The 18,948-nt window shown below is 75.7% G+C and carries 20 protein-coding genes; 10 read left to right on the top strand and 10 right to left on the bottom strand.

Annotation, left to right across the window (positions count from 1 at the left end; translation table 11 throughout):
• Positions 1-252 precede the first annotated feature (252 nt).
• Positions 253-3,318, top strand: a complete 3,066-nt coding sequence (secA, locus tag HKK73_RS13710; protein ID WP_061269158.1) for a preprotein translocase subunit SecA — start codon at positions 253-255, stop codon at positions 3,316-3,318.
• 173 nt (positions 3,319-3,491) lie between these two features.
• Here the strand turns inward: secA and HKK73_RS13705 are convergent, their stop codons facing one another.
• Together HKK73_RS13705 and HKK73_RS13700 are read right to left on the bottom strand one after the other, a co-directional pair.
• Positions 3,492-4,082 carry an Rv3235 family protein gene (locus HKK73_RS13705; RefSeq protein ID WP_206153949.1) on the bottom strand — a complete coding sequence of 197 codons (591 nt, stop codon included), beginning with the start codon at positions 4,080-4,082 and terminating at the stop codon, positions 3,492-3,494.
• A gap of 28 nt (positions 4,083-4,110) precedes the next feature.
• Positions 4,111-5,259, bottom strand: a complete 1,149-nt coding sequence (locus HKK73_RS13700; RefSeq protein WP_171468206.1) for a LysM domain-containing protein — start codon at positions 5,257-5,259, stop codon at positions 4,111-4,113.
• A gap of 167 nt (positions 5,260-5,426) precedes the next feature.
• Here HKK73_RS13700 and HKK73_RS13695 point away from each other — a divergent pair, with 167 nt between their 5' ends.
• Positions 5,427-5,966: a hypothetical protein gene (locus HKK73_RS13695; RefSeq protein WP_043659709.1), complete on the top strand. Its 540-nt coding sequence runs from the start codon at positions 5,427-5,429 to the stop codon at positions 5,964-5,966.
• A 92-nt stretch (positions 5,967-6,058) separates the two neighbouring features.
• On the opposite strand, the gene HKK73_RS13690 is transcribed toward HKK73_RS13695, so the two are convergent.
• A complete protein-coding gene (locus HKK73_RS13690) occupies positions 6,059-6,274 on the bottom strand; it encodes a helix-turn-helix domain-containing protein (RefSeq protein ID WP_061269161.1) in 216 nt (71 codons plus the stop codon).
• A gap of 125 nt (positions 6,275-6,399) precedes the next feature.
• Here HKK73_RS13690 and HKK73_RS13685 point away from each other — a divergent pair, with 125 nt between their 5' ends.
• The 3 genes from HKK73_RS13685 to HKK73_RS13675 are packed head-to-tail and all read left to right on the top strand — an operon-like array spanning position 6,400 to position 9,009.
• Positions 6,400-7,101 carry a hypothetical protein gene (locus tag HKK73_RS13685; protein WP_171468205.1) on the top strand — a complete coding sequence of 234 codons (702 nt, stop codon included), beginning with the start codon at positions 6,400-6,402 and terminating at the stop codon, positions 7,099-7,101.
• Positions 7,098-8,474 carry a hypothetical protein gene (locus HKK73_RS13680; protein WP_171468204.1) on the top strand — a complete coding sequence of 459 codons (1,377 nt, stop codon included), beginning with the start codon at positions 7,098-7,100 and terminating at the stop codon, positions 8,472-8,474. The genes HKK73_RS13685 and HKK73_RS13680 overlap by 4 nt, the downstream gene beginning before the upstream one ends.
• 4 nt (positions 8,475-8,478) lie before the next feature.
• Positions 8,479-9,009 (top strand): hypothetical protein, encoded by a 531-nt coding sequence (locus tag HKK73_RS13675; protein WP_144722707.1) that lies wholly within the window; start codon positions 8,479-8,481, stop codon positions 9,007-9,009.
• 58 nt (positions 9,010-9,067) lie between these two features.
• Here HKK73_RS13675 and hisN read toward each other — a convergent pair whose 3' ends face one another.
• The 4 genes from hisN to HKK73_RS13655 all read right to left on the bottom strand — a co-directional run bounded on the left by hisN (position 9,068) and on the right by HKK73_RS13655 (position 13,046).
• Positions 9,068-9,862: a histidinol-phosphatase gene (gene hisN / locus HKK73_RS13670; protein ID WP_137281202.1), complete on the bottom strand. Its 795-nt coding sequence runs from the start codon at positions 9,860-9,862 to the stop codon at positions 9,068-9,070.
• A gap of 58 nt (positions 9,863-9,920) precedes the next feature.
• A complete protein-coding gene (rsgA, locus tag HKK73_RS13665; RefSeq protein ID WP_171468203.1) occupies positions 9,921-10,988 on the bottom strand; it encodes a ribosome small subunit-dependent GTPase A in 1,068 nt (355 codons plus the stop codon).
• Positions 10,988-12,337 carry a 3-phosphoshikimate 1-carboxyvinyltransferase gene (gene aroA / locus HKK73_RS13660; RefSeq protein ID WP_171468202.1) on the bottom strand — a complete coding sequence of 450 codons (1,350 nt, stop codon included), beginning with the start codon at positions 12,335-12,337 and terminating at the stop codon, positions 10,988-10,990. Before aroA ends, rsgA begins: the two co-directional genes overlap by 1 nt.
• A gap of 82 nt (positions 12,338-12,419) precedes the next feature.
• The gene (locus tag HKK73_RS13655) at positions 12,420-13,046 is read right to left on the bottom strand and encodes a DoxX family membrane protein (RefSeq protein WP_009862310.1); all 627 of its coding nucleotides are present in this window, start codon (positions 13,044-13,046) and stop codon (positions 12,420-12,422) included.
• A gap of 304 nt (positions 13,047-13,350) precedes the next feature.
• Here HKK73_RS13655 and HKK73_RS13650 point away from each other — a divergent pair, with 304 nt between their 5' ends.
• Both HKK73_RS13650 and rsrA read left to right on the top strand, forming a co-directional pair.
• On the top strand, positions 13,351-14,082 hold the full coding sequence (locus tag HKK73_RS13650) for a sigma-70 family RNA polymerase sigma factor (protein WP_076405969.1): 732 nt from the start codon (positions 13,351-13,353) through the stop codon (positions 14,080-14,082).
• The gene (gene rsrA, locus HKK73_RS13645) at positions 14,079-14,414 is read left to right on the top strand and encodes a mycothiol system anti-sigma-R factor (RefSeq protein WP_241005831.1); all 336 of its coding nucleotides are present in this window, start codon (positions 14,079-14,081) and stop codon (positions 14,412-14,414) included. Before HKK73_RS13650 ends, rsrA begins: the two co-directional genes overlap by 4 nt.
• A 109-nt stretch (positions 14,415-14,523) precedes the next feature.
• Here the strand turns inward: rsrA and HKK73_RS19435 are convergent, their stop codons facing one another.
• Entirely contained in the window at positions 14,524-14,598 is a 75-nt protein-coding gene (locus HKK73_RS19435; protein WP_099052597.1) for a 50S ribosomal protein bL37, read from the bottom strand.
• A gap of 230 nt (positions 14,599-14,828) precedes the next feature.
• On the opposite strand from HKK73_RS19435, the gene HKK73_RS13640 reads away from it, so the two are divergent.
• From HKK73_RS13640 to HKK73_RS13630, 3 genes are read left to right on the top strand one after another with little or no spacing between them, the layout of a single operon-like run.
• Positions 14,829-15,758: a DUF4097 family beta strand repeat-containing protein gene (locus tag HKK73_RS13640; RefSeq protein ID WP_171468201.1), complete on the top strand. Its 930-nt coding sequence runs from the start codon at positions 14,829-14,831 to the stop codon at positions 15,756-15,758.
• Positions 15,758-16,357: a PadR family transcriptional regulator gene (locus tag HKK73_RS13635; RefSeq protein WP_076405974.1), complete on the top strand. Its 600-nt coding sequence runs from the start codon at positions 15,758-15,760 to the stop codon at positions 16,355-16,357. The genes HKK73_RS13640 and HKK73_RS13635 overlap by 1 nt, the downstream gene beginning before the upstream one ends.
• Before the next feature lie 50 nt (positions 16,358-16,407).
• Positions 16,408-17,211, top strand: coding sequence for a DUF4097 family beta strand repeat-containing protein (locus HKK73_RS13630; RefSeq protein WP_021483234.1), 804 nt, complete (start codon positions 16,408-16,410; stop codon positions 17,209-17,211).
• A 72-nt stretch (positions 17,212-17,283) separates the two neighbouring features.
• Here HKK73_RS13630 and HKK73_RS13625 read toward each other — a convergent pair whose 3' ends face one another.
• Together HKK73_RS13625 and HKK73_RS13620 are read right to left on the bottom strand one after the other, a co-directional pair.
• Positions 17,284-17,907: a GDSL-type esterase/lipase family protein gene (locus HKK73_RS13625; protein ID WP_031316757.1), complete on the bottom strand. Its 624-nt coding sequence runs from the start codon at positions 17,905-17,907 to the stop codon at positions 17,284-17,286.
• 88 nt (positions 17,908-17,995) lie between these two features.
• Complete coding sequence (locus tag HKK73_RS13620) at positions 17,996-18,910, bottom strand: aldose 1-epimerase family protein (RefSeq protein ID WP_082774797.1); 915 nt, start codon at positions 18,908-18,910, stop codon at positions 17,996-17,998.
• Positions 18,911-18,948: the final 38 nt, after the last annotated feature.

Here is an 18,948-nt window from a genome sequence, read left to right as displayed (position 1 = left end):
GGTCGTCCCGACCCTCGCGTCGGCGGTGGACGAGGCGCCCGGCCCGGGTGGCCCTCGCCGTAGGCTGGCGGACGACGTCGCGGGGGAGAGGTTCGTCGTCGGCGAAACCCGGACGGGACCGGCGCGGCCCCGACTCCCCTACGATGTTGTGTGACGTTGCCGACGTCCGCTGCCGTGCGCGCCCGCGCGGCAGAGCGTCGGCTCTGCTCCCGGACCACCCGGCCCGGGCACCGATCGATACGGGAGTCCTGCGTGCCTTCGATCCTCGACAAGGTCCTTCGCATCGGCGAGGGCCGGATCCTCAAGAAGCTGTCCGGCATCGCCGACCAGGTGAACAAGCTCGAGCCCGGCTTCGAGGATCTCACCGACGAGGAGCTGCGGGAGGAGACCGACCGCTTCAAGGCGCGCCTCGAGGCGGGCGAGACCCTCGACGACCTGCTCCCCGAGGCGTTCGCCGCGGTGCGCGAGGCGTCGCGGCGCACGCTCGGCCAGCGGCACTTCGACGTCCAGCTCATGGGCGGCGCGGCGCTGCACCTCGGCAACATCGCCGAGATGAAGACCGGTGAGGGCAAGACCCTCGTCGCGACGACGGCCGCGTACCTCAACGCGCTCGAGGGCAAGGGCGTCCACGTCGTCACGGTGAACGACTACCTGGCGAAGTACCAGTCCGAGCTCATGGGCCGCGTGTACCGCTTCCTGGGCCTGTCGACCGGCGTCATCCTGTCCGGCCAGACGCCGGCGCAGCGGCGCGAGCAGTACGCCGCCGACATCACGTACGGGACGAACAACGAGTTCGGCTTCGACTACCTGCGCGACAACATGGCGTGGTCCACGGACGACCTCGTGCAGCGCGGCCACAACTTCGCGATCGTCGACGAGGTCGACTCGATCCTCATCGACGAGGCGCGCACGCCGCTCATCATCTCGGGCCCGGCCTCGGGCGACACGAACCGCTGGTTCGGCGAGTTCGCCAAGGTCGTGCGCCGTCTGAACCCCGGGACGGACTACGAGGTCGACGAGAAGAAGCGCACGGTCGGCGTGCTCGAGCCCGGCATCGAGAAGGTCGAGGACTACCTCGGCATCGACAACCTGTACGAGTCGCTCAACACGCCGCTCATCGGGTTCCTCAACAACGCCATCAAGGCGAAGGAGCTCTTCAAGCGCGACAAGGACTACGTCGTGCTCAACGGCGAGGTCATGATCGTCGACGAGCACACGGGCCGCATCCTGCCCGGCCGCCGGTACAACGAGGGCATGCACCAGGCCATCGAGGCCAAGGAGGGCGTGCAGATCAAGGCGGAGAACCAGACGCTCGCCACGATCACGCTCCAGAACTACTTCCGCCTGTACTCCAAGCTCGCGGGCATGACCGGTACCGCCGACACCGAGGCGGCCGAGTTCCAGGGCACCTACAAGCTCGGCGTCGTGCCGATCCCGACGAACCGCCCGATGCAGCGCGTCGACCAGCCCGACCTCGTCTACAAGAACGAGGAGGGCAAGTTCGACGCCGTCGTCGCGGACATCGTCGAGCGCCACGCCCAGGGCCAGCCGGTGCTCGTCGGCACGACGAGCGTCGAGAAGTCGGAGCTCCTGTCGTCCAAGCTGAAGAAGCAGGGCGTGCCGCACGAGGTCCTCAACGCGAAGCAGCACGAGCGTGAGGCGGCGATCGTCGCGCTCGCGGGCCGCAAGGGCGCCGTGACGGTCGCGACGAACATGGCCGGCCGCGGTACGGACATCATGCTCGGCGGCAACGCCGAGTTCATGGCGGTCGCGGACCTCGCGGCGCGCGGCCTGGACGCGGCGGAGAACCCGGAGGAGTACGAGGCCGCCTGGCCCGACGCCCTGGAGAAGGCGAAGGCCGCGGTCGCCGCGGAGCACGACGAGGTCCGCGAGCTCGGCGGTCTCTACGTCCTCGGCACGGAGCGGCACGAGTCGCGCCGCATCGACAACCAGCTCCGTGGTCGTTCCGGCCGTCAGGGCGACCCGGGCGAGTCCCGGTTCTACCTGTCCATGCAGGACGACCTCATGCGCCTGTTCAACTCGACCCTCGCCGAGTCGATGATGAACCGCGCCGGGTTCCCCGACGACGTGCCGCTCGAGTCGAAGATGGTGACGCGCGGCATCGCGAGCGCGCAGGGCCAGGTCGAGTCGCGCAACTTCGAGATCCGCAAGAACGTCCTCAAGTACGACGACGTCCTGTCGCGCCAGCGCACCGTCATCTACGACGAGCGCCGCCGCGTGCTCGAGGGCGAGGACCTGCAGGAGCAGGTGCAGCACTTCCTCACCGACGTGGTCACCGCGTACGTCGAGGGCGCAACGGCCGAGGGGAACCCGGAGAGCTGGGACCTCGAGGGGCTGTGGACCGCGCTCAAGGCGGTGTTCCCCATCTCCATCACGGTGGACGAGGTCGTGGAGCAGGCCGGCGGCGAGACGCGCCTCACGAGCGAGATGCTGCTCGAGGAGATCCTCTCGGACGCCCGCATCGCCTACCAGAACCGCGAGGAGCAGCTCGGCGCGGCGAACATGCGCCAGCTCGAGCGCCGCGTGACGCTCTCGGTGCTCGACCGCAAGTGGCGCGAGCACCTCTACGAGATGGACTACCTCAAGGAGGGCATCGGGCTGCGCGCGATGGCGCAGCGCGACCCGCTGGTCGAGTACCAGCGCGAGGGTTTCCAGCTCTTCCAGGCGATGACCGAGGCCATCAAGGAGGAGACGGTCGGGTACCTCTTCAACCTCGAGGTCAAGGTCGCCGAGCCGGGTGCGGCCACGGGCCAGGCGCCGGCGATCTCCGTCGCGGGTGCGGCGCAGGCCGCGCAGTCGGCTGCGGGCCAGGCGCTCGGCGGCGCGGCGGGTGCCGCGTCGGCGGGTGCGGCGGCGGGTCTCGCGGCGGCGGCGCAGCGCGACGCGGCGCCGACGCAGGACTCGCCCGTCGACGGCGCGCCCGTCGCGGACGAGCCGGTCGAGGACGCCTCCGTGGAGGACGCGCCCGTCGAGGACGCGCCGGTCGCGCCGGAGCCGGTGGCGGCACGTGCCGCGGCCGAGGGCCCGGGCGGCGACCGCCCCGGCACGCTCATCGCGAAGGGCCTCGACGGCCCCGACCGCCAGGTCCCGCTGTCGTACACCGCCCCGAGCGAGGACGGCACGGGCCAGGCCGTGGTGTCGGGCGACGCGGGCCGACGCTCGCGCCGCGCGCTGCACGGCGAGGCGACGGCGGTCGAGAGCGACGGCCGGACCTTCCCGGGCACGCCCCGCAACGCGCAGTGCCCGTGCGGCTCCGGCAAGAAGTACAAGGTCTGCCACGGCCAGAACGAGGCCTGACCGGATGCCCGTCCGCCGGGCACCCTGACGACGACGGCGAGGCGTCCACCTGCGGGTGGGCGCCTCGCCGTCGTCGTGCCCAGCCAGGAAGGCCGCCGGGGATGTCGGGTCCGGGAAGGGCGTCGTCGTGCCCGGTCCGGGAAGGGCGTCGTCGTGCCCGGTGCGGGAAGGGCTCAGCCGATCTCGAGCGCGACCACGCGCCAGGCTCCGCGGCGCGCCTCCAGCCGCGCCGCGGCGGCGCGGACCCGGTCCCCGTCCTGGACGACGACCGTCCCCTCGGCGACGCCGTCGCCGATCCGCAGGACCCGTGCGCGGCGGACGGCGACCGGGCGGGCCGGGGTCTCGCCCGGACCGTCGGCCACGAGCCGGGCGCGCCGGGCGAGCGCCTCGTAGATCTCCGGCGACACCCACCGTGCGAGCTGTCCCACCGTGCGCTCGCCCCGGACGACCTCGACCGCCGCCCGGACCACGGCGCAGCACAGCGCGGTCGGGTCCGGCAGGGGCACGGGCGTCGTCGGGCGCCCGAGGGGACGACCCCGGACGACGTGCTGCGGCACGCGGGCCGCCGTCGGGTCGGTCACGTCGACCGTGGCGACGGTCGGGTCGCCGAGGCAGCGGAGCAGCCGCGCCGGCGGGGCGGACGGGACGCTCGTCGAGCGGAGCGGGCGGACCGTGGCCCCGCTCGTGGGAGGGGCCGTCGGTGCGGCCGCAGGTGTCACGGTGGTGACCGGGGCGTGCGCGCCGGCCAGCAGGGGAGCGGTCATGGTGGGGCTCCTTCGAGGTCGGCGGTGGTCAGGCGGACGGTGCGACGAGGACCTGGCCCGGCCGGACGAGGTCGGGGTCCGCGCCCACGACGTGGGCGTTCGCCGCGTGCCAGCGCTCCACCGCCTCCGCGACCTGCGCGTCGGTGGACCCTGCGGGCAGGTGCCGGGCGGCGATCGACCACAGCGAGTCGCCGCGCACGACGACCACCTCCGGCGCGGTCTCCGGGCCGGGCACATCGCGCGTCACGGCCAGCGCCGCGTCGCGCTGGCGGGCGGCGTCCGACGAGGTCCCCTCCGCGGCGACCGTCGGTCCCGCGGCGCCGGAGGCCTCTGCCCCCTGGCCGACGACGCCCGCCCCGGCGGCGTGCTTCCCTCCGGAGCCCGCGGCGTCTCCCGCACCAGCACTCTCGGTGCTGGTCGACGGCGGCGCGTCGGTCGCTGCGGAGGTGGCACCGTGCGAGCGGTGGGGGTCCTTCGACGTGCCGGCGTCCCCCGGCACCCCGGAGGGCGGCACCGAAGGCGCCGGCACGGACGATGCCGGCACCGAAGACGGCGGCACCGAGGTGACCGGCGCGGGCTGGCCTGGCGCGGCGTCCGCCGCGGTGCCCGACGGACCGTCGGACGCCGCCGTGGAGCCGTCCGCCGTGGCGGACGAGCCGCCGGGGGTCGCCCGGGACGTCGAAGCTGCCCTCTCCGACGCGCCGTTCCCCGAAGCCGTACCCTCGTCCCCGGCGACGGCACCGCTGGGTCGCCACCCAAGATCGACGGCGACGACGCCCGGGTCGTCTGCCGGGGCGGCCGCGTGCGCCGCCCCGCCGGCGACGAGCAGACCCGCGCCGACGGTGGCGCCGACGGCGGCGCGCGCCGCGTGCCGGACGACGGCCGGCGCCGCACGGCGCAGGAGTCGTTCTCCCGTCGTCCAGGACCGCCCGGCGGCACCGGCAGCCACGCAGGCCAGCGCGACGAGCGCGCTGAGCGCGACCCAGAGAGCGGCCAGCGCGCCCACCGACACCGCGGCGAGCTCCACCCAGGACTCGACGCGGTGCGTCGGGAGCGCGGTGACGAGGTGCAGCGCCCGGAGCGACAGGACGGTCGTCGCGCCGCCCAGGGCGAGGACGAGCGCAAGGAGGGCGAGCAGACCCCCGGCTCGTCGGGATGCAGCAGTACCCCGGTCCATCGTTGCCCCCTGCCTGCCGTCGCGCACTCGACGGCTTTTGATGTCGTTTGGTGTCGTTTGATGACGACACATCGATCTAAGCGCGCAGGATCGACGCCTGTCCAGGCCCGTCCCGTGATGTGGACGACGGAGGGTCGGGTGCGGTGGCACCCCGCTACGGTGTGCCGATGCGATGGGACGCCCTGTTCGACGACCTCGCGGCGCAGCTCGCCGCGGCGGAGTCGCAGGACCGCGTCGCCGCGGTCGCCGACCTGACCCGGGCGGAGCACGCGACGGTGCTCCTCACCGAGCGGCTGCGCGCCGCGCCGGGGCCCGTGACGCTCGAGCTCCGCGACGCGTCGGCGGTGACCGGCGAGGTGCGGGAGGTCGCGCAGGAGTGGGCGCTGGTCGTCGACGGCCGCCGGCAGCACCTCGTCCCGCTGGACGCCGTGGTCGCGGTGCGAGGTCTCGGGCGGCACGCCGACCCGCCGCGCTCGTCCCGGTCGGCGACGCTCGGCCTCGGGCACGTGCTGCGGGCGCTCCAGCGGGACCGGAGACCGGTCCAGGTGCGGACGACCGCCGGGTCCTGGTCCGGGTGGGTCGCCAGGGTGGGGAAGGACCATCTCGACCTCGAGCCGTCGCCCGGCAGCGCACACGGCGCGCGGGTGGTCCCCTGGTCGGCCCTGGTGTGCGTCAGCGAGGCGGAGACGGGGTACGTACCGAGGTGAGCGCGCGGCAGGGGGAGCCGAGGGAGCGGAGACGTCGTCGTGCTACGGCGTGGGGACGCGGTACAGGGCCGCGGAGGCGCGACGGCGCGCCGTCAGCCGTCGAAGTCGCCCGCCTCGATGCGCTGGCGCGTCTGCGCGTACATGCGCTGGATGTACGCCTCGAGCTCGCTCACCTCGACCCGCCACTGGCCGCGTCCGCCCACCTGGATCGCGGGCAGCTCTCCCGACCGGACGAGCGCGTACGCCTGCGCCGCCGAGATGTTGAGCTCGTCCGTGACGTCGGCGAGGGTGAGGAACCGCTGGGGCATGGCGTCAGTCTGGCACGCGCACGCCCCACCGCGGTGCTCGTCCACAGGCCCTGCCACGCGCCCCGCCGACCGGGGATCATGAAGCCGCGGCACGGGCGACGTGCCGACCACCGAGGGGGAGATGGATGACGACGACCGTGGAACGACCCGTCCCGGGGGCCGCGACGCCCCCGCCCGCCGCGCGGCTGCGGCGGCCGGGCTGGAAGGACCCGCGGCTGCTCGTGGGGGTCGTCGTGGTGGCGCTGTCCGTCGCGCTGGGGTCCTGGGCCGTGAGCAGCGCGAGCCGGACGGTCGCGGTGTACGCGGCCGGCACGCCGCTGACGCCCGGCACCACCGTCGGTGCGGCCGAGCTGCGCACGGTCGAGGTGCGGCTCGGCGCGCAGACCGACCGCTACCTGCTCGTCGAGGACGGGCTCCCGGACGAGGCGGTCGTCCTGCGGACGGTGGCCGCGGGCGAGCTCGTCCCCGCGACGGCGCTCGGTGCCGCCACCGACCTCGCGGTGCGGGCGGTCGCGGTGCCCGTGACGTCGGGCCTCTCCGAGCGGATCGTGGCCGGCGCCGACGTCGACCTCTGGCACGTCCCGGAGGCCGCCGCCGCACCGTCCCCGGACGCTGCGCAGGACGTCCCGGACGGCCCGGGCGCCGTGCCGGAGATGCTCGTCGGCGGCGTCACGGTCGCCCAGGTCGACGAGGGCGAGGGCACGCTCGTGGTCGGCGGGCCGACGACGGTGCACCTGCTCGTCGAGGTCGACCACCTCCCCGCCGTGCTCGCCGCCGTCGCGGGAGAGGGGACCCTCGCGCTGGTCCCGGTCGGCGGTGCGGGGTGAGCGGCGCGACCACGGTCACGACGGTCCTGTGCGCGGTCCGCGGGGCGCGCGAGGCGGAGGTCGTCACGACGCTCGACGCGTCCGGGCTGCGGGTGACGCGGCGCTGCGCGGACGTCGTCGAGCTGCTCGCCGCGGCGGCCGCGGGGGCCGGGCGGGTCGCCGTCGTCTCGCACGACCTCCCGGCGCTGGACCGGCAGGCCGTGGCCGACCTGCACGCGCACGACGTCCGGGTCGTCGCGCTCGCCCCCGGGGGCACGTGGGAGGAGGACCGGCTGCGGGCTCACGGGGTGGACACCGTGGTCGACGTGGACCGGTCTCCGGGCACCCTGTGCGACGCCGTCCGGGCGGTCGTGCCGGCGCGCACCGCGCACGCGGGCCCGCCCGGCGCGCCCGCCCGCGTCCCGGCGCCCGTGCCGGCCGACGGCGAGGGCGACCGGCGCGACGGCCGGACCGTCGTCGTCTGGGGCCCGACCGGGGCGCCGGGCCGCACGACCGTCGCGACGAACCTCGCGGTCGAGCTCGCGGGCCCGGCACCCGCGGGGCGGCCCCGTCGGCGCCGCGCCGCACGCCGCGCGCGAGAGGTCGACGCGGCTCCCACGGCCGCCGTCGGGCCTCCGGCCGAGGTGCTGCTCGTCGACGCGGACACGTACGGCGGGACGGTCGCGCAGCGCCTCGGGCTGCTCGACGAGTCCCCGGGGCTCGCCGCCGCGGCCCGCAGCGCCGGTCAGGGTGTGCTCGACGCCGCGGGCCTCCGCGCGCTGGCCCCGGTGCTCGTGCCCCGCGTCCGGGTCCTCACGGGCCTCGCCCGGGCGGCGCGCTGGCCCGAGCTGCCGGGCCCGTCGCTCGACGTGGTGTGGCAGGTGGCGCGGTCGGTCGCGGACTGGACCGTCGTCGACTGCGGCTTCGGCATCGAGCAGGACGAGCTGCTCAGCTACGACACCCGCGCCCCGCAGCGCCACGACGCGACGCTCAGCGCGTTGGGCGCCGCGGACGTGGTCGTGGTCGTGGGCGGCGGGGACCCGGTCGGGCTGCAGCGCCTCGTCCGCGCGCTCGACGAGCTGGGAGAGTCCGGGGCGGCGGCCGCCGCGGCCCGGGTCGTCGCCGTGAACCGGGTGCGGGCGAGCGTCGTCGGGCCACGGCCCGAGCGCGCGGTGCGCGACGCGATGGCGCGGTACGCCGGCGTCGAGGACCTGCACGTCGTCCCGGAGGACGCCGCCGTCGACGTGGCGCTCCGGGAGGGGAGGACGCTCGGTGAGACCGCCCCGGCGAGCCCTGCCCGCCGCGCCCTGGCTCGGCTCGCGGAGGCAGTGCGGGAGGCCGCCCCGTCCGGGCGTGGTGCGGCGCCCGGTCCGGTGCTCGAGGCGGCACACTGAACCCATGCGCATCTATCTCCCCGCGACGCTCGACGAGCTCGACGCCGTCACCGTGACCGCCGACGCCGCCCGCTGGACCGTCGCCCCGCGCGGCGCCCACGCCGTGACCGCCGCGCTGACACGTGCGCTGCCCGACGAGGACGAGGAGGGCCTCGAGTACGCGGCGGCGCTCGAGGCGGCGGACGACTCGCTCGCGCTCGTCGCGTCGCGCCCGGACGCGCCGCGGCAGCGGCTCGTCGTCACGCTCGAGGTGCCCGACGGCGCGGTCCAGGTCGTGGGGGCCGAGGACTCCGACGACGAGGACGCGCCCGCCCCGAGCGCCGTCGAGGTGCTGCGCACGGTGCCCGACGTCGCGATCGTGTGCGTGCACGTCGACGAGCCGGAGGCGGTCGCGGACGTCGAGGCCGTGCTCGCCGCGGCGGACGACGACGGTCCCGACGTGGACGCGGCGCTCGACGCGGCCATCGAGCGCGTGGGCGAGCGCGACCTGCTCTGGTACGACTGGTCCGAGCTCAAGGACGTGCCGCGCGGCTGAGACCGGGGCGAACCCGGGGCGGACCGAACCTGGGACGCCGCAGGGGTGACGGGCCCCGTCAGCCCAGGCGGCCCAGCACCTCGTCGTGCAGCAGGCCGTTCGTCGCGACGGCGTTCCCGCCCCACGGGCCGTCGGCGCCGTCGAGCGACGTGAACCGCCCGCCCGCCTCGGTGACGATCGGCACGAGCGCGGCCATGTCGTAGAGCTCGAGCTCGGGCTCGGCGGCCGCGTCGACCGCGCCCTCGGCGACGAGCATGTACGACCAGAAGTCGCCGTAGCCGCGCGTGCGCCACGCGCCGCGCATGAGGTCGAGGAACGGCTCGAGCTTCCCACGCTCCTCCCAGCCGTCGAGCGACGCGTAGGCGAGCGACGCGTCGGACCACGACGAGACGCCCGAGACGTGCAGGCGCGACGCGGCGGCGAGCGACTTGCCCGTCCACGCGCCGGTGCCCTTCGCCGCCCACCAGCGCCGGCCGAGCGCGGGCGCGGACACCAGCCCGACGACGACCTCGTCGCCGTCGGCGAGCGCGATGAGCGTGGCCCACACGGGGACGCCGCGCACGAAGTTCTTCGTCCCGTCGATCGGGTCGACGATCCAGCGGCGGGCGCCGTGGCCCGTCTCGCCGTACTCCTCGCCCACGATCGCGTCGCGGCCGCGGGCCCGGCCGAGCTGGCCGCGGATGATCTCCTCGGCCGTCCGGTCGGCGTCGCTCACGGGCGTCGAGTCGGGCTTGGACTCGACGTGCAGGTCGAGCGCCTTGAAGCGCGACAGGGTGTGGGCGTCGACCTGGTCGGCGATCACGTGGGCGAGGCGCAGGTCGTCGTCGTAGCCGCGCGTCGAGGGGGGCGTCATGGCTCACACCGTAGCGGTGCGCGCACGGGCCGGGGGAGGCGCCGCGCGGGGTGCGGGCTCAGGCGGCGCCGGTGCGCGAGGCGAGCACGCGCCGGAACGACTCGAGCCGCGCCGCGCGGGCGTCGCGGGTGACGTCGTCGGGGGAGTCGGCCACCCAGTCGTCGAGCGCGCAGTCCGGCGCGTCGTCGAGGTGGGTGCACCCGCGCGGGCACGCGGCGGCGACGGCGTCGAGGTCCTCGAACGCGCGCAGCAGGTGGTCGACCTGCACGTGCGCGAGCCCGAACGACCGCACGCCCGGGGTGTCGATGACCCACCCGCCGCCCGGCAGGCGCAGCGCGACCGCCGACGTCGACGTGTGCCGGCCGCGCCCCGTGACGTCGTTGACGTGCCCCGTCGCGCGCCGGGCGTCGGGCACGAGCGCGTTGACGAGCGTCGACTTCCCCACACCCGAGTGCCCGACGAACACCGACGTGCGCCCGGCCAGCGCCTCGCGGACCGCGTCGAGCGGCTCGATGGCCCAGCCGTCCGGCGCGAGGCCGTCGGGCGCGCGCCGCGTGACGACGACGGAGACGCCGAGCGGCTCGTACAGCGCGCGCAGCGGCGCCGGGTCGGCGAGGTCCGCCTTGGTGAGGCACAGCAGGACGTCCATGCCGGCGTCGTACGCGGCGACGACGCACCGGTCGATCATGCGCGTGCGCGGCTCGGGCTCGGCGAGGGCGGTGACGACGACGAGCTGGTCCGCGTTCGCGACGATGACGCGCTCGTACGGGTCGGTGTCGTCGGCGGTGCGGCGCAGCACCGCCGACCGCTCCTGGATGCGGACGATGCGCGCGAGCGAGCCGTCGTCCCCGGTGACGTCGCCGACGAGGTCGACGCGGTCCCCGCACACGATCCGCGTGCGCCCGAGCTCGCGCGCCTTCATCGCGAGGACGGTGCGCTCGTCCTCGGCGCCGACGACCGTCCCGTCGTCGGTCCCGCCCACGAGCAGCGTGTACCGGCCCCGGTCCACGCCCGTGACGAACCCGGTCACCGCGTCCGCGTGCTCGGGGCGCTGCTTGGTGCGCGGGCGGCTGCCGCGCTTGCCGGGGCGCGAGCGGAAGTCGGACTCGTCCGGGACGCGGGCCATCAGCGGGCCGCCGCTCCCGAGCCGCCGAGCATCCGCTCCCACATGCCCGCGAAGCCGGGGAGCGTCTTGGCCGTCGTCGCGACGTTCTCGACGCCGACGCCCGGCACGCGCAGCCCGATCACGGCGGCCGAGGTCGCCATGCGGTGGTCGTGGTAGGTGCGGAAGACGGCGCCGTGCAGGGGGCGCGGCGTGATGACGAGCCCGTCGCGCGTCTCCTCGGCCTGCCCGCCGAGGCGCGTGATCTCGGCCGCGAGCGCGGCCAGGCGGTCGGTCTCGTGCCCGCGCAGGTGCGCGATGCCGCGCAGGCGGCTGGGCCCGTCGGCGAGGGCCGCGAGCGCGGCGATCGTGGGGGCGAGCTCGCCGGCGGCGTGGAGGTCCACGTCGACGCCGCGCACCTCGCCCGTGCCCGTCACGGTGAGCACGTCGCCGTCCAGGGACGACGTGGCGCCCATGGCCTCGAGCAGCTCGGGGACCATCGCGCCGGGCTGCGTGGTCGCCGTCGGCCAGCCCGTGACGCGCACGGTGCCCCCGGCGACGAGCGCGGCCGCGAGGAACGGCGCGGCGTTCGACAGGTCGGGCTCGACCTGCACGTCACGCGCCGCGATCGCCCCCGGCTCGACGCGCCAGATCGCCGGGCGCGAGTCGTCGACGACGACCCCGACCTCCCGCAGGACCTCCACCGTCATCTCGATGTGGGGCATGCTCGGCAGCGTGTGCCCGACGTGCCGGACCGTGAGGCCCTGGTCGTAGCGCGCCGCCGCGAGGAGCAGCCCGGAGACGAACTGGCTCGACGCCGACGCGTCGATGTCGACGGACCCGCCGCGGACCCGGCCGCGCCCGCCCACGGTGAACGGGAGCGTCGTGGGCAGGCTGCCGCCGTCGTCGCCCGCGACCGGGACGTCCAGCGCGCTGAGCGCCGCCACCACCGGGCCCATGGGCCGCACCCGCGCACCCTCGTCGCCGTCGAACCGCACCGCGCCGTCCGCCAGCGCCGCGACCGGCGGGAGGAAGCGCATGACCGTCCCGGCGAGCCCGCAGTCGACGTCGACCGGTCCGCGCAGGGTGCCGGGTGTCACGTGCAGCTCGGTCGGCGACGCGCCCTCCTCGATCCCCACGCCCAGCGCGCGCAGCGCCGCGATCATGAGGTCGGCGTCGCGGCTGCGCAGCGCGCCGCGCAGCGTCCCGGGGCCGTCGGCGAGCGCCGCGAGCACGAGCAGCCGGTTCGTCAGCGACTTCGACCCCGGGACCTCGACCGTCGCGTCGAGCGGCCCGCCCGCCGTGGGCGCGACCCAGGCGTCGGCCGGGGCGGGGGACGGTGCGTCGGTGGGCGCGGGGGGCTGCGTCGTCATGGCGTCCAGGCTAGTGGAGCGTCGCCGCCCGACGGCGGCCGGTCCCGCCCCGCGGACGGGCGCGGCCGCGCGGTGCGACGCGTCAGGCGACCTTGGCGCGGACGGCGGCCCCGGCGTCGTGCACGGCGCCCGCGGTGCTGCTCGCGGCGTGCTGCGCGGCGTCCTGGGCGGCCTTCGCGGCGCGGCGAGCCGAGCGTGACACGTCCTTCGCGGTGCTCTTCGCCCCCGCGACGACGGCCTCCTGCTTCGCCTGCTTGGCGAGCGCGAGGTCGTGCCGCGCCCGCTCGAGACGCCACTGGACGCCCGGGCGGCCCTCGTAGTCGGCGCCCGCGATGAGCGCGGCCCCGATCGCCCCGACGTTCGCGACGAACTTCCGCGTCCGCTCGGTGCGCGTGGCCTCGCCGCCCGTGAACGGCTGGTTGACGACGGCGAGCGGGACCGTGAGCGCGGCGAGCGCGAGCGCGGCGGTCCGGGGCGCCTTGCCGACGGCGAGGCACAGGCCAGCGACCGCCGTCGCCGCGCCGTGGGCGCGGACGAGCGTCGTCACCTGCCGCTCGCTGAGCGGGGCCTCGATGCCGACGCGCTTCTCGACGAGCTCGACGCCCGCGCGCGCGGCCCGCACGTGCTCCGCCGGCTTGAGCGCGGCCTGGACCCCGTCGTAGACGAACCACGAGGCCAGCATGGGCCTCGCGAGGTGACGCAGCAGCATCGGTTCTCTCCTCATCGCTGGTGACTCGCCGGTGCCCTGGGCGGGCGTCCTCCGGTGGGTCCCAGCCTGCCGCGCCCCCCGGGACGGCGCCACCCGCGGCGGTGCCCGGGCCGGGAATGCCTGGGGGCGCTCGCGGGTTGCACCCCTCGTGACCGCCCTGCTCCAGACTCCCGCACCCGCCGCCCGGGTCGCGTCGACGACCCCGGCGCCGGACGCCGCGTTCGCCGCCGCGTGGTCGGTGCCGAGCCGTGCGCGGGACGCCTCATCGAACACCCAGACGAACGGGGGACTAGGCTCGTTGTTGATGACAGAGCGAATCTCCGGCAGCGACGTCTCCGGCAGCCCTGCGACGACGTCGGGAACGACGCCGGACGACGGTGCGCCCGCCGGTACGACGCCGCCCGCCGACGCGACGGACGCCGAGGACACGAACCGCGCCCCGGAGGCCGAGAGCGACGCCGCGCGCGCCGCCCGGTTCGAGCGGGACGCCCTGCAGTACCTCGACCAGCTGTACTCCGCCGCGCTGCGGATGACGCGCAACCCCTCGGACGCCGAGGACCTGGTGCAGGAGACGTTCGCGAAGGCGTTCGCGGCGTTCCACCAGTACCGCCCGGGCACGAACCTCAAGGCGTGGCTGTACCGGATCCTCACGAACACGTTCATCAACACGTACCGCAAGAAGCAGCGCGAGCCGCAGCAGGCGCAGACGGACGACGTCGAGGACTGGCAGATCGCGCGCGCGGCGTCGCACACGTCGCAGGGCCTGCGCTCGGCCGAGGCGGAGGCGCTCGACCGCCTGCCGGACTCGGACGTCAAGCGCGCGCTCCAGGAGCTCCCGGAGGACCGGCGCATGGTCGTGTACTACGCCGACGTCGAGGGCTTCCCGTACAAGGAGATCGCGGAGATCATGGGGACACCGATCGGCACGGTCATGTCCCGCCTGCACCGAGGCAGGCGCCAGCTGCGCGAGCTGCTGGCCGACTACGCCGCGAGGCGAGGACTGGTGGGCGCGAAGAGCCCCGGAGGTGAGTCGTGAGCACGTCAGAGACCCGTGAGCCCGGACGGGGTCCGGTCGAGGAGCCGGTGACCCCGATCCCGCACTCGACCGCGGGCGAGTCCGAGTGCGAGCACGCGCTCACGCACCTGTACGAGTACCTGGACTCCGAGATGACGCCCGACGACGAGCTGCGCATGCGCCAGCACGTCGCGCACTGCTCGCCGTGCCTGGCCGAGCTGAGCGTCGAGGAGCTCGTCAAGCAGCTCGTGCGCCGCTCGTGCCACGAGAAGGCGCCGGCAGGGCTGCGGGAGCGCATCCACACGCAGCTCACCGTGATGGTCTCGACGACGACGGTCGTCGAGACCCGCTGACCCGGGCCGGGGGCCAGCCCCCGGGGCCCGCGCGGACGAGAGAGGGCCCGGACCGACGACGTCGGTCCGGGCCCTCTTCCGTGCTCCCCCTCGTGGGGGCTGCGCCGTCTCAGGCGTTGGGGCGCTTGCCGTGGTTCGCGGCGTTGCCCTTGCGGCTGCGACGCTTGCGTCCGCGCTTGCTCATGGTGTTCTCCTGACGGTCGGGGAGTGCTGCCGGTCTCGGCGGTTCTCGACGGGTGTCGACGTGGAACGACCGGTCTCGGCGTGTCCAGTCCGTCTCCCATGGTCCCACACGCGACCCCTTGTCACGGTCGAGCACGCGATATATCGTGTCTGGCGGAACGAGATATATCGCGAGTGCCTCCGGCCGTCCTGGTCGACCCGGCGCGCGCGGCGACCAGGACGGAGCGCGGGATGACGCAGGAGCTCTGGACCCTCACCGGTCCGCAGGCCATCGACCTCGCGCTCGTGCGCCGGCTCGACGCGACGATGATCGGCGGGCGCATCGACGTCGTCGCGCACGAGGACCCGGCACGGACCGACGCGCGCGTCGAGGTGCACTCGGTGAGCGGGCGCGCGCTCGAGGTGCGGCTCGACGGGACGACGCTGCGGGTGGGCTACGGCCCGTTCGAGGCGGGCTGGAAGGGCTTCCTCGAGCGCTTCCGCACGTACACCGGCAAGGACGCCGCGGAGGTCCACGTCGCCGTCCCGGCGGGCGCGCAGGTCGAGGTCGCGACCGTGCAGGGCGAGGCGCTCGTCGCGGGCGCCCGCGAGGGCGTGCGGCTCGCGACCGTGTCCGGCGCCGTCATGACGAGCCGGACCCGCGGCCCGCTGCGCGTCGACACCGTCTCCGGCGAGGTCGCCGCGAGCGAGCACGACGGCCCGGTCCGGATGGAGTCCGTCTCCGGCGGCCTCACCGCGACGGGTGCCCTGCGCTCGCTGCGGCTCGACTCGGTCTCCGGCTCCGTGACCGTGGACACGCGCACGACGCCGGACGAGATCACGGTGAGCGCCGTCTCCGCCGACGTGCTCGTGCGCCTGCCCGACCCGGACGCGATGGACTACGCCGTGCGCTGCCTCAGCGGCCGGCTCGTCGTCGACGGCGAGGAGCAGCGCGGGTCCGCGCGCTCCTTCCACCGCGCGGCGCGGCTCGGCGCGGGCGCGCCCGTCCGCGTCTCGGCCGTCTCGGGCGACGTCACCGTGCTGCGGGGGACGGCCGGGACGTCGTCCGCCCCGGCCGACGCGCCCCCGGTGCAGGACGCGGCCCCGGACGCCCCGGCGTGGGGCAGCCCCGGTGCGCCCGCCGGGCGACCGGCCTCCACGAGCGGCCCGGTGGACCGCTGATGGCCACCGTCTTCGCCCACGGCCAGCTCCGGCTCTACCTGCTGGCGCTCCTCGCGTCCGGCCCCAAGCACGGGTACGAGCTCATCACCGAGCTCTCCGAGCGGTTCGGGGGCACGTACCGCCCGAGCGCCGGGACGATCTACCCGCGCCTCGCGCGGCTCGAGGACGAGGGCCTGGTCCACCGCAGCGCCGACGGGCGCAAGACGACGTACGAGCTGACCCCCGCGGGGCGCGCCGAGATCGAGGCGCGGCGCGCGGACGTCGCGGCGCTCGAGCACGGCATCGCCGAGACGGTGCGCCAGCGCGCCGAGGCGCTGCGCGCCGACGTGCAGGGCTCGCTGCGCGGGCTGCGCGCCGAGCTCGCCGCCGCCGCCCAGACGGCGCGCGCCCGCCCGCGCGACGGCGAGCACGACACCCGCCGTCGCGAGTCGACCGCGCGCCGTGCCGAGGCGGAGGCCGTGCTCCAGCGCTTCCGCGACGAGCTCCGCGCGGACCTGCGCCGGGCGGACGCGACCGGCGGGGTGCCCGAGCTGACGGTCGACACGCTGCGCACCGTGCTCGACAGCGCGCGCCGCGCCGTGCGGTCCACCCTGCCCTGACGTCCCGAGACCACCGACCACGCACCAGAGAACCGAACGAGGAGAAGCGCATGAGCACCGAGTCCTGGGTCATCAACGCCCCCCGGAGCGTCGACGTCGCGGACGTCCGGCGCGTCGTCGTCCAGCTCACGGACGGGTCGGTCGACGTCGTCGCCGACCCCGGCCGCGAGAGCGGGGCGCACCTCGACGTGAGTGAGGTGTCCGAGCGCCCGCTGCAGGTGAGCGTGCACGACGGCGAGCTGCGCGTCGGGTACGACTTCGCCGGCATCGAGGGCCTCGTCGACCGCGCGAAGGGCCTGCGCGACAAGGACCGCGCCGTCGTGCGGGTCACCGTGCCCGCGAGCGTCCCGCTCAAGGTGACGACCGCGCGCGCCGCGGCGACCGTCGTCGGGACGCGGGCGGACGTGTCCGTCACGACCGGGACCGGCGCCGTCCGCGTCCAGGGCGTCTCGGGCACGGCGTCGGTCCGCACGGCCACCGGCTCCGTCGACGTCGGCGAGCACGTCGGCGACGTTCACGTGACCACCGCGTCCGGCACCGTCACGCTCGGCGGCACGCTCGGGCGCGTGTCGGTCAACACCGTCACGAGCGGCGTCGAGGTCGTCGCGCGCGAGAGCACCCCGCTCGTCGACGCGCGCACGGTCTCGGGCGACGTGGCCGTGCGCCTCGGCGCCGGCTCGGCCGTGAACCTCAAGGCCCGCAGCGTCACCGGCAAGGCCGTGCTCGACGGCGTGCGGCTCGACTCCAGCGCGCAGCGCACCACGTCCGTCGACCACGTCGACCAGCACGGCGCGGGCGGCGCCTACGTGTCGGCGAGCACCGTCTCGGGCGACCTCACGGTCTCGCGCGGCTGAGCGGTACCGCCCCGACGGCGAGGGCGAGGCGTGGTCCGTGACCACGCCTCGCCCTCGTGCGTCGGGGCGGGCTCAGACGGTGTCGTCGGGCAGGCCGAGCCACGCGTGCCAGCCGGTGTGCAGCACGAGCCACGCCATGAGCCCGTAGCCCGCCTGGCCGGGGAAGCCGTTGCCGCTCTGCGCGAGGTCGGCGAGCCACTGCTCGTGCGTGACGAGCGGGCTGAACGTGTCGACGTAGGGGACGCGGCGCCGGTTCGCGACGTCAGAGAACGCGTGGGACAGCTCCGCGAGGCGCTCCGCGTCCTGCGCGTGGCCCGGCGGCGGCCCGACGACGAACGTGGGCAGGCGGTGGGACTCCGCGACGTCGAGCACGTTCGCGAGGTTGAGGCGTGAGCGCGCGACCGACAGCCCCGCGTCGAGGTCGTGGCGGCCGAGGCCGATGACGAGGCGGTTGTCGACGTCCGGCTCGGGGGAGAACCGGCGCGCGGTCTCCGCCTCCCAGCGCTGGCTGAGCGCCGTCGTCGTCTCGCCGGGGATGGCGAGCGGGAACACGTACGCCGGCTGGGGGAAGCGCGTGCGCGCGACGACGCGCCCCGCCCACCCCAGGGCCTTCGCGTCGCCGACGCCGGCGCTCAGCTCGTCGCCGACGACGCAGATCCGTACCTCACGACTCACCGCGTCTTCCACGAGCGCCATTCTCCCCGACGCGGGCCGCGCGGGTCGATCCGAGCCGGTGCGGACGGCGTGTCGACCCGCGCGGGGGTCGCCGCGGCGCCCGGACGCCTCAGGCCAGCGTCGCTCCCCAGGTCACCTCGTGGGACGCCCCGGGCTCGAGCCGGACGAGGCGCTCGCCCGTGCGGAACGCGTCCGCGACGCAGCTCATCGGCTCGGCGGCGACGCCGGTGCGGCGGAACGCGACGTCGCCGACGTGGTCGCCCGTGCAGACCTGCCACGTGTCCATCGAGCCGTCCATCCACACGGCGGCCGTGCGGCCGTCGGGCGCGGTGAGGCGGATCCAGGACAGCCCGTCCTCGTCGCGCAGCACGTCGACGTACGCGTCGTCGAGGTCGACGCCCGCGAGCAGGCGCGGCTCGCGCAGGTCGAACGTGCCGGTGGCGGGCTCGGTGCCGGTCGGCAGGAGCCGCTCGTCGGTCGTGACACGCGTCGCGGCGTCCAGGCGCAGCGTGCACGCGTCGAGGTCCGCGCCGTCCGCCGAGAGCCACGGGTGGAAGCCGACGCCGTACGGGGCGGTCGCCGTGCCGACGTTCGTCGTGCGGACGTGGACGCGCAGCCCCGCGTCGTCGAGCGAGTACGTCACGCGGGCGACGAGGTCGAACGGGTAGCCCGGCGACGGCGGCAGGTGCAGCTCGAGCGTCGCGCGCGCGGCCTCGTGCTCGACGACCGTCCAGCGCTGCCAGCACGCGAGGCCGTGCAGCGCGGTCCCGCGGTCCGGCTCCGAGATCGGGACCTGGTACGTCGTGCCGTCGACCGTGTACTGCCCGTCGCGCAGCCGGTTGGGCCAGGGGAGCAGGACGGCGCCGTTGAACGCGGGCGACACCTCGTCCTCGCCGAAGGGCGTGAAGACCGGCCGGCCCCCCACCGCGTACTCGCGGACGGCCGCTCCGACCTCGGTGATCGTCGCTGCGTGGTCGCCGTGGGCGATGCGGACCTGGGCTCCTGAGGGGGCATGGGTGTTCACGCTCACATACGGTACTCGGCGTGCGCGGGTGCGCGATG

The sequence above is a fragment of the Cellulosimicrobium sp. 72-3 genome, from assembly GCF_013127315.1.
Classification (GTDB): Bacteria; Actinomycetota; Actinomycetes; order Actinomycetales; family Cellulomonadaceae; genus Cellulosimicrobium; species Cellulosimicrobium funkei.
Note: the sequence above shows the minus strand (reverse complement) of the source record. Positions and strands in the feature narration are given on the sequence as shown.

What these genes read in the sequence shown, in the direction of transcription:
- rsgA (WP_171468203.1), bottom strand. Translation starts at nt 10,988, where the DNA reads ATGGCCCGCGTCCCGGACGAGTCCGACTTCCGCTCGCGCCCCGGCAAG.
- HKK73_RS13690 (WP_061269161.1), bottom strand. Translation starts at nt 6,274, where the DNA reads ATGCCCCAGCGGTTCCTCACCCTCGCCGACGTCACGGACGAGCTCAAC.
- HKK73_RS13705 (WP_206153949.1), bottom strand. Translation starts at nt 4,082, where the DNA reads ATGACCGCTCCCCTGCTGGCCGGCGCGCACGCCCCGGTCACCACCGTG.
- HKK73_RS13675 (WP_144722707.1), top strand. Translation starts at nt 8,479, where the DNA reads ATGCGCATCTATCTCCCCGCGACGCTCGACGAGCTCGACGCCGTCACC.
- HKK73_RS13685 (WP_171468205.1), top strand. Translation starts at nt 6,400, where the DNA reads ATGACGACGACCGTGGAACGACCCGTCCCGGGGGCCGCGACGCCCCCG.
- HKK73_RS13635 (WP_076405974.1), top strand. Translation starts at nt 15,758, where the DNA reads ATGGCCACCGTCTTCGCCCACGGCCAGCTCCGGCTCTACCTGCTGGCG.
- HKK73_RS13630 (WP_021483234.1), top strand. Translation starts at nt 16,408, where the DNA reads ATGAGCACCGAGTCCTGGGTCATCAACGCCCCCCGGAGCGTCGACGTC.
- HKK73_RS13625 (WP_031316757.1), bottom strand. Translation starts at nt 17,907, where the DNA reads ATGGCGCTCGTGGAAGACGCGGTGAGTCGTGAGGTACGGATCTGCGTC.
- HKK73_RS13700 (WP_171468206.1), bottom strand. Translation starts at nt 5,259, where the DNA reads ATGGACCGGGGTACTGCTGCATCCCGACGAGCCGGGGGTCTGCTCGCC.
- hisN (WP_137281202.1), bottom strand. Translation starts at nt 9,862, where the DNA reads ATGACGCCCCCCTCGACGCGCGGCTACGACGACGACCTGCGCCTCGCC.
- HKK73_RS13640 (WP_171468201.1), top strand. Translation starts at nt 14,829, where the DNA reads ATGACGCAGGAGCTCTGGACCCTCACCGGTCCGCAGGCCATCGACCTC.
- aroA (WP_171468202.1), bottom strand. Translation starts at nt 12,337, where the DNA reads ATGACGACGCAGCCCCCCGCGCCCACCGACGCACCGTCCCCCGCCCCG.
- HKK73_RS13650 (WP_076405969.1), top strand. Translation starts at nt 13,351, where the DNA reads ATGACAGAGCGAATCTCCGGCAGCGACGTCTCCGGCAGCCCTGCGACG.
- HKK73_RS13655 (WP_009862310.1), bottom strand. Translation starts at nt 13,046, where the DNA reads ATGCTGCTGCGTCACCTCGCGAGGCCCATGCTGGCCTCGTGGTTCGTC.
- HKK73_RS13695 (WP_043659709.1), top strand. Translation starts at nt 5,427, where the DNA reads ATGCGATGGGACGCCCTGTTCGACGACCTCGCGGCGCAGCTCGCCGCG.